The sequence below is a fragment of the Paenibacillus thermoaerophilus genome (assembly GCF_005938195.1).
Taxonomy (GTDB): Bacteria; Bacillota; Bacilli; order Paenibacillales; family Reconciliibacillaceae; genus Paenibacillus_W; species Paenibacillus_W thermoaerophilus.
This window is the reverse complement of sequence record NZ_VCQZ01000006.1, coordinates 1-13316: the sequence shown is the minus strand read 5'-3', so window position 1 is coordinate 13316 and position 13316 is coordinate 1. Positions and strand designations below refer to the sequence as shown.

Below are 13316 nucleotides of genomic sequence, written 5' to 3'. Positions count from 1 at the left end.
TTGAACAAGCGGCATGAATACGAAGCAGCAAGAAACCGCCCTGCAGCCGTCGTCCGCCGGACCGGCGCACGGGAAAACAGCGGCGGTCCTCTCCGTGTTGGGCATGGGTCTCGGCCAAATCTACAACCGGCAATATACCAAAGGTCTCATTCTCCTGCTGCTGGAGGCGTCAGCGCTTTTCTATTTCGTCCGCAATCTCGGTCATGGGCTTTGGGGATTGATCACCTTGGGCGAGAAGGAGCAGGGAATGCAGAAGGTCGGCAAGCTGACGCAGCTCGTGCCGGGCGACCATTCGATTTTCCTGCTGATCGAGGGCTTGATCGTTCTGCTTGCGTTTATCGTGTTCCTGGCAGTCTATATCCTGAACGTGAAGGATGCATACCGCGTCGGCGTCGCCCGCGAGAACGGCCGCAAGCCGAACAATATCGCGCAGACGATCGAGAACATCAAGGAAACGAAGTTCGCCCAAGCGCTGCTGACGTTGCCTCTGCTCGGTGTCCTGTTTCTGACGGTCATGCCGATCTTGTTCATGATTTTGCTGGCGTTCACCAACTACTCTTTCCCGGATCACGTGCCGCCCGCGAAGCTGGTCGATTGGGTGGGCTTCGGCACGTTTAAGGATTTGCTGCTGCTGAAATCGTGGAGCAAGACGCTGCTCGGCGTACTGGGCTGGACGATCGTCTGGGCCGTGGTGGCGACCGTTACGACGTATTTCGGCGGACTGCTCGTCGCTTTGCTGCTGCAGCAGCCGTTCGTCCGCCTAAAGGGGCTATGGCGTACGATCTTCATTTTGCCTTACGCCATTCCCCAGATCGTGTCGCTGCTGGTCATGCGGAACATGTTCAACGGCGAATTCGGGCCGATTAACCAATATCTCGCGTATTTCGGACTGGAGAAGCTGCCTTGGCTGTCCGATCCGTTCTGGGCGAAGGTGACGCTGATTATCGTCAACATGTGGATCGGCATTCCGGTGTCGATGCTGCTTATTTTGGGCGTGCTGACGACGATCAATAAGGACCTGTACGAAGCGGCCGAGATGGACGGCGCGTCGCCATTCGCGAAGTTCAAGGCGATTACGCTGCCGATGGTACTGTTCTCGACGGCGCCGATCCTGATTACGCAGTTCGCCGGCAACATCAACAATTTTAACGTCATCTTCCTGCTGACGGGCGGCGGTCCCATCAACGAAAATTACCAGTACGCCGGCAGCACGGATTTGCTCGTCACCTGGCTGTATAAGCTGACGCTGGACCGAAGCCTGTTTAATATGGCATCGGCCGTCGGCATCATTATCTTCATCATTATCGCGTCGTTCTCGATTTACAACTACCGGCGCTCCCGCTCGTACCGAGAGGAGGATATGATCCAATGACGCATCGCGTGAGCTTTGCCCGCAAGCTCTTCACCTATATCGCCCTGCTCGTGCTCGCCGTCTGCTCGATCTATCCCGCGCTGTGGATTACGATGTCCGCCTTCCGGCCGGGAACGTCGCTGCTGGCTAATTCGCTATTTCCCAAGGATTTTACGTTGGATCATTTCCGTGAGCTGTTCACGACGCCCAACTTCCCTTACGGATTGTGGTATTGGAATACGCTCAAAATCGCCTTCATGAGTATGATTCTCGGCACGACGGTCTCGACGCTGACGGGTTACGCGCTGTCGCGCTTCCGGTTCAAGGCGCGCAAGACGATTTTGACGACGTTCCTCGTGCTGGGCATGTTCCCGGGATTCATGAGCATGATCGCGGTTTATATTTTCCTGCTGCAGTTCGATCTGCTCGATACGCATGCGGCGATCATTATCGTGTATACGTTCGGCGCGGCGATGTCCTGCTTCATTCCAAAAGGATTTTTCGACGCGATCCCGCGAAGCCTTGAGGAAGCCGCCCGGATTGACGGCGCCAGCCACTGGAAGGTGTTCACCCACATCATGCTGCCATTGGCTCGTCCGATGCTGACGTATATGGCGATGACCATTTTTACGGGCGCGTGGGTCGATTATATCTTTGCGCGGCTCGTGCTCCGCTCCAAAGAAAACTGGACGCTTGCCGTCGGCATGTGGGATATGGTCGCGAACTTCCAATCGAGCAACTTTACCCTGTTCGCGGCTGGCGCGATTTTGATCGCTTTGCCGATTACGCTGTTGTTTATCGGCTTGCAGCGGCTGCTGGTCGAAGGTCTGACGTCGGGAGCGAACAAAGGATGAGGCGGTATCGGGCCGTCCGTGCGTTGCTGATCGCGGCGGCGGTCGGGACCAGCTTGACGGCGGCGGGCTGCAGCCTGGGGGAGGACGAAGCCCGGCAGCCGTCTCCGACCGCGCCGGTTTCTTCGCCTAGCCCCGCCGCCGGAGGAGCCGGTTCCGCTCTACCCGTCCGCACGGTCGGGCCGGCGTGGGAGAAGCCGAAACAAGCCGAGGCGAACGGTTCCGGCGTCATGTACGAGATCTTTGTCCGCGCGTTTGCGGACTCGGACGGAGACGGGATCGGCGATCTGCGGGGCGTCGTCGGCAAGCTCGATTATTTGCGGGAGCTGGGCGTGGAAGGCATATGGCTGATGCCGATCCATCCGTCGCCCAGCTACCACGGCTACGACGTGACCGACTATGAAGCGGTGCATCCCGATTACGGCACGCTGGAGGACTTCAAGCTGCTGACGAAGGAAGCGCACGCCCGGGGCATGAAGGTCATTATTGATCTGGTCGTCAACCATACGAGCCGCGAGCATCCCTGGTTTCGCGATTCCGCCGCCGGGGGAGACAAGCGCGGCTGGTATACGTGGGCCGAGGATGCCGGCATGGAGCCGAAGGGCGCGTCGGCCGCGGGTGCGGCGTCGGCGTGGCATCCGCTCGGCGGCAGCCATTATCTCGGGATCTTTTGGGAAGGGATGCCGGATCTGAATCTGGACCACCCTGAGGTGCGGGCCGAGATGATCCGTATCGGGCGGTACTGGCTGGAGCTGGGGGCGGACGGGTTCCGGTTGGACGCCGCCAAGCACATCTACGGCGATTTCCGCGATACGGAGAAGTCGCCGGAGGTGCAGAAGCGGAACCTGGACTGGTGGAAGGAGTTCGCGGACGGCTTGCGGCAGGTTCGGCCCGATGTCTACCTCGTCGGGGAAGTGTGGGATTCGCCGTCGGTGATCGCGCCGCTGCTCGCGGGCGGGCTGGACGCGGGGTTCAACTTCGATTTGTCCGCCCGTTTGCTGAGCGCGGCCCGCAGCGAGCGCGACAGCGGGCTGGCCGGCTGGCTCGTGCGGATATACGAGCTGTACGCGAAGTCGGCGGGAGGCGTCGCGTCGGACGCGCCGTTCCTGACGAATCACGACGGCAAACGGGCCATGAGCGAGCTGGAAGGCAACGTCGACCATGCCAAGACGGCCGCTTCGCTGCTGCTGACGATGCCGGGCCACCCGTTTATGTATTACGGCGAGGAGATCGGCATGACGGGCGTCAAGCCGGACGAGAACCTGCGCGAACCGATGATATGGGTCAGCGGGGACGAGGCGGCCGCGCGGGCGGCCGGCCAGACGACGTGGCGCGAAGCGAAGTTCGGCGCGGCGCTGCAAGCGGGCGCGCTGGCGCAAATGCGCGACCCTTCGTCTCTGTGGAGCCGATACCGCACGCTGCTGAAGTGGCGTTCGACCTACGCCGCGCTGCGCGACGGCGGCATCGCCGAATACGCGCCGCCTGCGGCCGACGCGGCGGCGTCTGCGGCGGAGGCGAACGCATCGGTAGCGGCGTTCGTGCGGTATACGGACGCCGAGCGGCTGCTGGTCGCGCACAATTTGTCCGGCGCGGAGCAGCGTCTGCGGCTCGCGCCGGAGTACCGCGAGTTGGCGGAGTCGGCGGCCGCTTCTGAGTCCGCGGGAGGCGGCGCGGCGGATACCGCCCGTTCGCGGGTGGAGGGCGATCTGCTGGTGCTGGCGCCCTACGACAGCGTGATCGTGAAGTAACGGCGCGGCGTGCCGGACCGCGGGCAGCGGCTGTCTCCTAAGTCCAAAAAAGAGCTGTCTCAACAGGTCATGAACGAACCTGGAGAGACAGCTCTGTTTTTTCGCCAACCGGTTCCGATTCTCCGGCCGGGAGACGGCCTCATTTACCAATATAAAATATCGTTAACGTGGCCGTACCGCCGTTTCCGTGTTGGCTTAGCGATACCCAATATCGCTAACGTCGAGAAATGAAGGCACAAAAGCGGGAAACCACTCCTTTACCGCTATTTTATATCGTTAAAGCGGGCAGAGGGCCGTGATTTTTCGGCCGTAGCGATAAAAAATATCGCAAACAGCTTGACCCCGGTCTGCGCTTGCCGCAGAGCAAGTCCATTGGTCAGGCAAGGCGGGCAACGGGATGTGTGCGGCCCCCGCAAGGCAGCCGCGGGCCCGGCGGATGCGCGGCCCCGCGCGAGGCAGCCGTGGGCCCGGCGGATGCGCGGCCCCGCGAAGCTGGCCGTCGTCCCGGCGGGTACGCGGCCCCCCGCGAGGCAGCCGTCGTCCCGGCGGATGCGTCGCAACCTGCCCCTGCTTACTCCGAACGGAGCACCGCGCAGCCGAACGCCGGCAGCCGGACGGACAGACGTTCGCCGACGGCGGCCGATACGCCGGTTCCGAACGCCGTCTTCCAGCCCGAGGCGGTTGACCCGCTCAGATCGATCGTGATCGTGGCCGGTTCCGACTCATTGTTGACGGCGATCAGGAATTTCGCTCCGTCGGCGGTGCGCTCGTAGGCCAATTGCCCGCCCTCCGCGTGCACGAAGCGGAACGTCCCGTCGCGCAGCGCGCGGTGCCTCCGCCGCAGGGCGATCAGCTCGCGCACAAACGCAAACAGCTCGCGGTCCTGCTCCCGTTCGTCCCAGATCATGCATTGGCGGCAATCCGGGTCATAGCCTCCGCTCATGCCGACTTCGTCGCCGTAATAAAGGCAGGGCACGCCGGGATTCGTCAGCAAAAACAGCAGCGCCAGCCGCATGCGGCGCTTGTCGCCGCCGCAGACGGTCAGCAGCCTCGGCGTATCATGGCTGTCGAGCAGATTAAACGCGGCTTCGTTCACCTGCTGCGGGTAGCTGGCGATCTGCCGGCTGATCGCGTTGGCGAACGAGACGGCGTCGGTCTTGCCCCGGGCGAAAAAGTCCAGCGTCGCGTTCGTGAACGGGTAGTTCATGACGGCATCGAATTGGTCCCCCAGCAGCCAAGGCAGCGAATCGTGCCAGATCTCGCCCAGAATATACGCGTCCGGATTGGCCGCCTTGACCACATCGCGGAACCGCCGCCAGAACCGGTGGTCGACCTCGTTCGCCACGTCCAGCCGCCAGCCGTCGATGCCCACCTCGCGAATCCAATATTCGGCCGCGCGGAGCAGATAGTCCTGCACTTCCGGATTGGACGTGTTCAGCTTCGGCATGATCGGCTCGAACGCAAACGTCTCGTAGGTCGGCACGCCTTCCTTCACTGTCAGGGGCCACTCGCGCACGACGAACCAGTCCGCGTAGCGGGACGCCTCCCCTTTCTCCAGCGCGTCGAGGAACGGGGCAAACGTGCGGCCGCAGTGATTGAAGACGGCGTCGAGCATCACTTTGATGCCGCGCGCGTGGCAGGCGTCGACCAGCCGCTTGAGCGTCTCGTTGTCGCCGAAATGGCGGTCGACCGTAAAATAGTCGGCGGTATCGTATTTGTGATTCGTCGTCGCCTGGAAGATCGGGTTAAAATAAATCGCCGTCACCCCAAGCTCGGACAAGTAGTCCAGCTTCTGCAGAACGCCCTCCAGATCCCCGCCGAAGAAATTCGTCGGCGTCGGCTTGCCGCCCCACGGCAGCACGCCCTCCGGGTCGTTGGACGGATCGCCGTTGGCGAAGCGTTCGGGGAAAATTTGGTAGAAGATTGCGTCCTTCACCCAAGCCGGAGGCTTCAGCAGGTCGGCCGCATGGACGTACGGGAAATCGAACAAGTCCAGCGGGTGAGGCGGTTCCTCGCTCTCGAAGCCGACCTCCGTCATCCAGAGCTCCTCGTCCCCGCTTGCGAGCCGGAACCCGTAGCGGAGCCGGCGGTAGGGCGGCCTCACCTCGGTCTGCCAATAGTCGAACAGGCCGTCCGAGGCGAAGATCCGCATCGGCACCAGCTTACGGGTTTGTTCCCAAGCGTATTTGTCGCCGGTCAGCGCATCGACCTCCGTCACATCCCCCTTCAGCGTCCGCAGCCGGATATGCACCGTCTGCTCGTCGTACGCATAGCTCCAGTTAAATCTCGCGCGATGGTAGATAGCCTCCACTTTCATCTGCATCCGTCCTCTCCCGTGAAATAAAAAAGGCACTTCCGATATCGGAGTGCCGAGGTTGTACCTGGTCGGTAGCATTGCCTTTAAGTTGTTGCTTCCATTATATTGCCGATCGTTCCGGTTGGCAATAGCGAGTCGGCGGTCCATTAAATAGACAGTTCCCGGCGCGGAGCGTCATATGTCTGTGCGCCGTCCTCCCGCTTGAAGATGGGGAAGCGACGCCGCACACGGTCGGGACTTCGTTCCCGGCGGCCTCCCAACGGGGCTTGCCCGCCGGCTCGGTTGAACGGCCTCCGGCCAAGCATTACAATGAGAGGGACGAGGAGGGAGTTCGCCGATGGAACATTGGTACGAAAAGAGCTTTGGGCCGGATTATTTGATCGTCTACAAACATCGCGATTTCGCCGGCGCGCGCCGGGAGGTCGAGCGGATGGTGCAGTGGCTGAACCTGCCCGCGGGCGCTTCCGTGCTGGATTTGTGCTGCGGCATGGGCCGCCATTCTCTCGCACTTGCGGAGATGGGATATAAGGTGACGGGCGTGGACCTGTCGGAGCCGCTGCTGGCCGAGGCACGGGCGGCGGACGCCGAGGGGCGGGTCCGTTGGCATCGGGGAGATATGCGCGACGTGCCGCTCGAAGGCGGATTCGACGCGGTGGTGAATTTGTTTACGTCCTTCGGATATTTCGATACGGACGAGGAGAACCGGCGGGTGCTGGAGGAAATCAGCCGGCTGCTTCAGCCGGGAGGGCGCTGGCTGCTCGACTTCCTGAACGCGTCGTGGGTGGAGAGCCGTCTGGTTCCGCACTCCGTGCGCAAGGAGGGTGATCTGACGATTGACGAGCGCCGGGTCGTCGAGGACGGCTTCGTGCGCAAGACGATTACGCTGTCCGAGCCGGGACGGCCCGACCGGGTCTACCACGAGCAGGTACGGATGTACGGACTGGACGATTTCCGCCGGCTGCTGGCCGGAACCGGGCTGCGCATCGATGCGGTGCACGGCTCTTACGAAGCCGAGGAATACACGGAGCGCGATTCGCCGCGGCTGATTCTCGTCGGCTCCAAGGACGGAGGAGATGGAGCGTGAGCACGCGAGGACTGACCGATCGCGGCGGAGGCGTCACGCAAGCGAAGATGCCGCTGCCGTTCCCGCTTCGGTGGGTCAACAGCTACATTGTCCGGGGCGCAGACGGCTACACGATTATCGACCCCGGGCTTCGCACACCCGAGACCGAGGAGGCATGGGAGCAGGCGATGGCCGAGCTCGGATTCGCGCCCTCGGATGTGGAGAAGATCGTCCTGACGCATCACCATCCGGACCATTACGGGATGGCGGGATGGTGGCAGGAACGTTCCGGAGCCCCGGTGCTGCTAAGCCCGTCGGGGCGGCAGCAGGCGAATCTGCTGTGGGGCGCGGGTCAGCCGATGACGCAGCGGCTGCTCGATCTGTTCCGGCTCCACGGCATGGACGAGCGGACGCTGGAGGCGATGCGGGAGCATATGGACGGGTTCGTGCCGCACGTATCGCCGCAGCCGGAAGTTACGGAGCTTGCCGATGGAGAGACGGTGCGGTTGGGCGACCGGGATTATATCGCCATCGCGACGCCGGGACATGCCGAGGGACATCTCTGCCTGCTGCACGAAGCTTCGGGCGAGATGTTCTGCGGGGACCACGTGCTCCCGCAGATTACGCCGAATGTCAGCTATTTGCCCGGAATCGACGAAGATCCGCTGGGATCTTATCTGGACAGCCTGAAGCAGGTCGCGCGCCTGCCCGTAGCGATGGCGTATCCCGGCCACCGCGAGCCGTTCGCCAACTTCGGCGGACGGGCTCTGGAGATCGTCGCCCATCACGAGGCGCGTCTGGCCCGGATGACGGAACTGCTGCGGGAGCCGATGACGGCGTACGGCTTGTGCCGGGCGCTGTTCGGCGAACGCCTCTCCATACACCAACTGCGGTTCGCGCTGGCGGAGACGATCGCCCACGTCGTCTGCCTGATCCGCAGAGGGGATGTCGCCGAATCGGCGGGCGAGCGGGGCGAGACGATCCTGAGGGCCGCCGCTGCCCGCGTGTGAAGGAGGACGGTCATGATGACGGTCAGCGACAGCTATCGCGATTACGTTCTGGAGCAGTTGTCCCGCGTGCGGCCGGTTATGGCCAAGCGGCTGTTCAGCAGTGTCGGCATTTACGCCGCCGGGCGCATGTTCGCCTTGATTCACGACGATATCCTGTACCTCCGGGCGGACGAAGAGTCGCGGGCGGAGTACGAAGCCGAAGGCTGCCAGCCGTTCCGGCCGTTCGGGGACCGCAAAGCGCCGATGCCGTATTACGAGCTGCCGGAGGATGTGCTAGAAGAGGGCGGGGAGCGTCTGCGGCAGCGGGTGAACAGGGCGGTGCAGGCTTCGATCCGGGAGGCCAAGCCGAAACGGTCGAAGCGGATCAAGCCCGGGCCCGGCGCAAGCATCGGGGAATAAACACCTTCTCGTGAAAGGCGGGAGTCAGATGCCGGATATCAAGGAGCTTGCCGGCCATTTCACGCGGAGATCTTTTTCGGTCAACGGGGTGTATGCGACAGTTATCAAGCCCGGCTCGTAGTACGGCCATGCCAAGGGCAACCCCACCCCATACGCGGGATTCGTGTTCGCGATGAAGGGGAACGCCTATTTTGAATTCGAGGGCACCCGATATGCGCTTTCGCTGGGACGGGTCGCACACGGAGGCAGACAAATGACGCTGTCTCTGGACGTTCCGGGACCGTTGCCGTTCGAATCCGTGCTGATCCACTACACGGCATCCGTGCCGGCCGATCAAGGCGCGCCGAATTATTCGGAGCGCCATTTCGTGCTGGAGACAGGCGAAAATCCGACGATCGTGGAATGGCTGCGGATGCTTCGGCAGGCGGCGGGCACTCCCGGCAGCCTGCAGGCATGAAAATCGTTATCAGATATAGTCAGAGACGGAAGTAATGCACATGTCATTTTCGAAAAAAAGCCTGGCCGCGCCAATCGTTGTCCTGCTCCTTGGTTTGCTGATGGCGGCGTGCGGCGGTTCGGCGGGTGCCGATAAGCAACCGGAAGCCGGAACGCAATCCGGCGCCGCTGCGGTCGCCGGGGGCTTTCCCCAAGACGATCACGCACGCGAAGGGCGAGACGGTGCTGGAGACGAGGCCGCAAAAAATAGCGGTCCTGTATTTTCCTTATGCGGATCATCTGTTTGCGATCGGCGAGCGGTCTATGCGCCTTTTATTCGGGCCGGTCCGAACCGCAAGCCCGCTCCCGCTTCAGCGGAACCAGACGCCGCCGAACGGCACCACCTCGCGGAGCACCCGCTTGAGCAGCCCGTCCTGCTCGAACTCGCGCTCGAACCGCCTGTCGATGCGGCCGGCTTGCAGCAAGGCGTAGCCGCGGCCGGTCAGCTTCCATTGGTAACGCATATGCTGGCTTGCCAGATGGTTACCGTAGACGGCCAGCTCGACGCGGGCGTTTTCCGGAAACGCAACGAGGCTTCCCGCGTCCGCGAACAGCGGGGTTTGCGGATCGAGCGCGATCGGGACGAGCGGGCCGCTTGTAAGCAGGCCGATCGTACCCGTCCCGTCGAATTTCATTTTGACCAGCTCCCGCGTCAGCAGCGAACGTTTCGCTTGCTGCCAGACGGTTTTCATTCCGATGCCTTCCGTATAATAAAGCACGTTCCGGTATTCGAACAACAAATCCTCGCATTCGCCGACGGGCAGGCTGGTCAGGTGGAACCCGGGCGGCAGCGCGAGCCATAAGCGGCCCGGCCCTGTGAGGCGGGTGCGGATCAGCTTTTTTTTGCGCAGCAGACCCGGCAAATCGAACAAGCTGTCCTGCCGTCCGGCCGGGGGGCCCTGGTACGCGACCAACTGGTCCGGGTGCAGCACATGCAGCGTCTCGGCGTCGTCCAGTCCGATCTCCACGGCTTGTCCGGCTTCTCCCGCGGCGGAAGACTGCGAATGGTAGATGAGGTTCATAGCGCGATATTCCCCCGTTTACTTGCTGCGCATGACGATGCGCAAAATCCGGCTGATCGCGAAGTAGCCGGCCAGCAGTCCGGCAGCGGTCAGCGACGCCGTCCAGATGCGCCGGTTGCGGTCTTTCCTCGCTTGTTCGGCCTGCTGCAGATCCGCAAGCTGCTGCTGGAGCCGTTCATTTTGCCGGTTCAACTGTTCGTTCTGTTGCCGCAGCGCTTCGTTGTCCGCCAGCGCCTTCTTCATGCTCTCCTGCGCCGCTTGCAGCGATTCGGCGGCCTTCGCCGCCTGCTCCATGCTCTCTTCAAGCTGCTGCTTCGTCTCGACGTATTGCTGCTGCAAATCCCGCACGTTCCCGGGCAACTGGACAAAATCTCTCACGGATTCGGCGATGCCTGCCGATACGGGGGTCGCTCCCAGTGTCAACGAACACGATACGGCAAGCAGGGGGAGAATCCGATTGCGGCATTTCATGGCATCCGCCTCCTTGTTCCGGTATTCCTTCCGATGATTCTATCATAATACGGGACAAGTAGACGGGATGTTTCAAGAGTCGCCGCCGTCCGACGAAACCCGCAGGGACGGGCCGGTTGGAGGTGAGGCCGGGGGCCGCAAACCGTCCGTCAACGCTGGTGGGGCCGGTCGCCGGGTACGGCCGAGCAGCCGGTGGCGAGGGAACGGCGGGAACGGAGGGGACGGCGAGGGGGGAGGGAATCGCGAAGGCGGGGAGATGGCGAGGGCAGGCGACGGGAGCGCCGTTAGGAAAGGGAGTTCGGATGAAACCGGCGAACGGCTCGGGGATCAGGGATGCCTGTGCGCGAGCCGGCTGCTGGCCGCCGCGGCGATCGCTCCGACCAGATCGTCCAGAAACGTATGGATTTGGCCGTCGCTTTTATCGTTTAGCCGCTTCAGGACGCCGGGCTTTTGCTTGTCGATGTAGCCGAAATTCGTATACCCGATGCTTCCGAAAACGTTGACGATGGAGAGGGAAAGCACCTCGTCGCAGCCGTACAGCCCTTCGTCGTGATAGACCATCTCCTGCAGCGGCGGCATCAGTTGGCCCCGCTCGGCCAGGACATCGAGCTGGATGCCGGTCAACACGGCGTTTTGCACTTCGCGTTTGGCCATGACGCGGTCGACATGCTCCAGGCACTCTTCGACGGTGAGATTGGGGAAGTAGTCTTTTTGCAGAAACAGGACCAGCTCGGCGATTTGTTCCCGGGTTACGCCCCGGCTGGCCATCCATTCCCAGGCGGCGGCCGCCACGGTCTCGGGATTCGAACGGTAAGACAACGGGATTCGCTCCTTCCTTCGGCGCGGTTCGGCGCCCATCTACTGGATAATGTGTGTAGGAGAGCCGGATGCGATACGGAGGCTTGCCATTTTTTATCGGACAAAAAGTCGGTCTAAAACAAGCAGGGGCTCGTATACATATACCAAATCGTCATGAAGGAGGAGTCCAAGGATGGCCTATCGCAGATGGATCAAAGGAATCGGCCTATCCGCGCTGACAGTCCTGCTTGCTTCCGGGTGCTCGATGTTTAATGCCGAGGATACCGGTCAGGCCATCGATCCGCCCCAACAGGAGACGGTCGCGGGAACCGGATCGGCGGGAGGCGCGGTGCCTGTCGGCGGCACGTTGTCGGGCACAGGCGCGGATACCGGTTCGGGGTCGGGCAAGCAGTCGCAGTCGGGTCAAGTTACCATGCCCGTCACGGTGTATTTGCAGGATGAAAACGGCTTGATGGCGCCGGTTACGTTAAGCGTGCCGTTCTCGGAGTCGGTCGCACGCGTCGCGATGGAGCATCTCGTATCGGGCGGACCGGTAGACCAATTGGCGCCGAAGGGCTTTAAAGCCGTGCTCCCGGCCGGGACGAAAATTATTAGTCTGGACATCAAGGACAAATCGGCGGTTGTCGACTTGTCCAAGGAATTCGCCAAGTACGACGCCAAGGACGAACGGCGGATCATGGAGGCCATCACCTGGACCTTGACTTCTCTGCCTTCGGTCGAGAGCGTGCAGTTGCGGATCAACGGACAGGCGCTTAAGGAGATGCCGGTCGCCAAAACGCCGCTGGATGAACCTCTGACGCGGGCCAAGGGCATCAATCTTGAGAAATCCGCCAACGTCCAATACGGCCAGGCGACGCCGGTCACCGTCTACTTCGTCGGCAAAACCTCCGATGAATTCAGCTACTACGTGCCGGTGACGCGTTTGGTGCCGCTGACGGACAATGCCGCCAAAGCCGCCGTCGAGCAGCTGATCGCCGGTCCGTTCCCCGCCTCGAAGCTGCATTCCGTGCTGCTTCCGGACGTGGAAGCGATCGACGTGAAGACGCCCGATCCCGCGGCGGAAGCCAAAACGGTCACGGTGAACCTGAGCGCCGAAGCGCTCGGCCCGGACAGCAAGCTGCCGGCCGAAGCCGCGCAAGCGCTTGTGCTGACGATGACGGAGATGGCCGGGGTCCATCAGGTGAATATCCAAATCGAAGGCAAATCGGATGTGAAAATGACCGACAACCAAAACGCAGCCAAAGCGATGGCGCGTCCTTCCAAGCTGAACCCGATCAAGAGTTGAGCGAGGAAGTTCCGCATAGATGACAACAAGGCGGCCGGGACAGTCTGGCTGCCTTGTTTATTGTCGGGTGCGGGAGGGAGAAGGCATGGCGCGGGGAGACCCTTCGTGTTGATGGACCAAGGCGGGCCGCAACGCGAAAAAACCAGGCACCTGCACCAGCCATACTCCGTGGCGTGGCATCGGCGGTTTCTTCGCGTTTCGTCCTCTCGCGTTCTGCCACTCCGCGCGTCTTTAAGAATATAAAATATCGCTAACCCCCCTTGTATCGATCGATTTGGGTTCCGTTAGCGATATTAAATATCACTAATAAAAGAAATTAGAAAGAGAAGTTGGAAAAAATGGGTTTATAACGATATTTTTGGACCTCTGTCAAGAAAGTGGACACTATGTTAAGAGAATTTAGGATGCCTTATGGTTGGAAAATTGCTCACTAAATTGAGCCGGCGATAAATAGCCCAATGCACTGTGGATCCGCTTGCGGTTAT

At 61.7% G+C, this 13316-nt stretch carries 12 protein-coding genes; 8 read left to right on the top strand and 4 right to left on the bottom strand.

The genetic code is table 11. The features are described from left to right. Positions 1-13: 13 nt before the first annotated feature. Genes FE781_RS05955 through FE781_RS05945 form a run of 3 tightly spaced genes read left to right on the top strand, consistent with a single transcriptional unit; the run spans position 14 to position 3950 of the window. Positions 14-1372 carry a carbohydrate ABC transporter permease gene (locus FE781_RS05955; RefSeq protein ID WP_138788700.1) on the top strand — a complete coding sequence of 453 codons (1359 nt, stop codon included), beginning with the start codon at positions 14-16 and terminating at the stop codon, positions 1370-1372. Continuing rightward, entirely contained in the window at positions 1369-2205 is an 837-nt protein-coding gene (locus FE781_RS05950) for a sugar ABC transporter permease (protein ID WP_138788699.1), read from the top strand. Before FE781_RS05955 ends, FE781_RS05950 begins: the two co-directional genes overlap by 4 nt. Then, positions 2202-3950: an alpha-amylase family glycosyl hydrolase gene (locus FE781_RS05945; protein ID WP_138788698.1), complete on the top strand. Its 1749-nt coding sequence runs from the start codon at positions 2202-2204 to the stop codon at positions 3948-3950. The genes FE781_RS05950 and FE781_RS05945 overlap by 4 nt, the downstream gene beginning before the upstream one ends. 571 nt (positions 3951-4521) lie before the next feature. Here the strand turns inward: FE781_RS05945 and FE781_RS05940 are convergent. Further along, positions 4522-6267: an alpha-glycosidase gene (locus FE781_RS05940; protein ID WP_138788697.1), complete on the bottom strand. Its 1746-nt coding sequence runs from the start codon at positions 6265-6267 to the stop codon at positions 4522-4524. Between the two features lie 337 nt (positions 6268-6604). Here FE781_RS05940 and FE781_RS05935 point away from each other — a divergent pair, with 337 nt between their 5' ends. From FE781_RS05935 to FE781_RS05920, 4 genes are all read left to right on the top strand, one after another. Beyond that, entirely contained in the window at positions 6605-7351 is a 747-nt protein-coding gene (locus tag FE781_RS05935) for a class I SAM-dependent methyltransferase (protein WP_138788696.1), read from the top strand. Further along, positions 7348-8340: an MBL fold metallo-hydrolase gene (locus tag FE781_RS05930; RefSeq protein ID WP_342774283.1), complete on the top strand. Its 993-nt coding sequence runs from the start codon at positions 7348-7350 to the stop codon at positions 8338-8340. The genes FE781_RS05935 and FE781_RS05930 overlap by 4 nt, the downstream gene beginning before the upstream one ends. Positions 8341-8352: 12 nt before the next feature. After that, entirely contained in the window at positions 8353-8739 is a 387-nt protein-coding gene (locus FE781_RS05925; protein WP_138788695.1) for a TfoX/Sxy family protein, read from the top strand. Between the two features lie 253 nt (positions 8740-8992). Next, entirely contained in the window at positions 8993-9196 is a 204-nt protein-coding gene (locus FE781_RS05920; RefSeq protein WP_138788694.1) for a hypothetical protein, read from the top strand. Between the two features lie 349 nt (positions 9197-9545). On the opposite strand, the gene FE781_RS05915 is transcribed toward FE781_RS05920, so the two are convergent. From FE781_RS05915 to FE781_RS05905, 3 genes are all read right to left on the bottom strand, one after another. Continuing rightward, on the bottom strand, positions 9546-10256 hold the full coding sequence (locus FE781_RS05915; protein WP_138788693.1) for an AIM24 family protein: 711 nt from the start codon (positions 10254-10256) through the stop codon (positions 9546-9548). A gap of 18 nt (positions 10257-10274) precedes the next feature. Next, positions 10275-10727 (bottom strand): hypothetical protein, encoded by a 453-nt coding sequence (locus FE781_RS05910; RefSeq protein WP_138788692.1) that lies wholly within the window; start codon positions 10725-10727, stop codon positions 10275-10277. A 327-nt stretch (positions 10728-11054) separates the two neighbouring features. After that, positions 11055-11585 carry a phosphatidylglycerophosphatase A family protein gene (locus tag FE781_RS05905; RefSeq protein WP_211346317.1) on the bottom strand — a complete coding sequence of 177 codons (531 nt, stop codon included), beginning with the start codon at positions 11583-11585 and terminating at the stop codon, positions 11055-11057. A gap of 133 nt (positions 11586-11718) precedes the next feature. Here FE781_RS05905 and FE781_RS05900 point away from each other — a divergent pair, with 133 nt between their 5' ends. Further along, positions 11719-12831, top strand: coding sequence for a GerMN domain-containing protein (locus tag FE781_RS05900; protein WP_138788690.1), 1113 nt, complete (start codon positions 11719-11721; stop codon positions 12829-12831). Positions 12832-13316: the final 485 nt, after the last annotated feature.

Excerpts from the sequence above, each read along its gene's own strand:
- FE781_RS05955 (WP_138788700.1), top strand. The coding sequence starts at position 14 with ATGAATACGAAGCAGCAAGAAACCGCCCTGCAGCCGTCGTCCGCCGGA.
- FE781_RS05950 (WP_138788699.1), top strand. The coding sequence starts at position 1,369 with ATGACGCATCGCGTGAGCTTTGCCCGCAAGCTCTTCACCTATATCGCC.
- FE781_RS05945 (WP_138788698.1), top strand. The coding sequence starts at position 2,202 with ATGAGGCGGTATCGGGCCGTCCGTGCGTTGCTGATCGCGGCGGCGGTC.
- FE781_RS05940 (WP_138788697.1), bottom strand. The coding sequence starts at position 6,267 with ATGAAAGTGGAGGCTATCTACCATCGCGCGAGATTTAACTGGAGCTAT.
- FE781_RS05935 (WP_138788696.1), top strand. The coding sequence starts at position 6,605 with ATGGAACATTGGTACGAAAAGAGCTTTGGGCCGGATTATTTGATCGTC.
- FE781_RS05925 (WP_138788695.1), top strand. The coding sequence starts at position 8,353 with ATGATGACGGTCAGCGACAGCTATCGCGATTACGTTCTGGAGCAGTTG.
- FE781_RS05920 (WP_138788694.1), top strand. The coding sequence starts at position 8,993 with ATGACGCTGTCTCTGGACGTTCCGGGACCGTTGCCGTTCGAATCCGTG.
- FE781_RS05915 (WP_138788693.1), bottom strand. The coding sequence starts at position 10,256 with ATGAACCTCATCTACCATTCGCAGTCTTCCGCCGCGGGAGAAGCCGGA.
- FE781_RS05910 (WP_138788692.1), bottom strand. The coding sequence starts at position 10,727 with ATGAAATGCCGCAATCGGATTCTCCCCCTGCTTGCCGTATCGTGTTCG.
- FE781_RS05905 (WP_211346317.1), bottom strand. The coding sequence starts at position 11,585 with ATGGGCGCCGAACCGCGCCGAAGGAAGGAGCGAATCCCGTTGTCTTAC.
- FE781_RS05900 (WP_138788690.1), top strand. The coding sequence starts at position 11,719 with ATGGCCTATCGCAGATGGATCAAAGGAATCGGCCTATCCGCGCTGACA.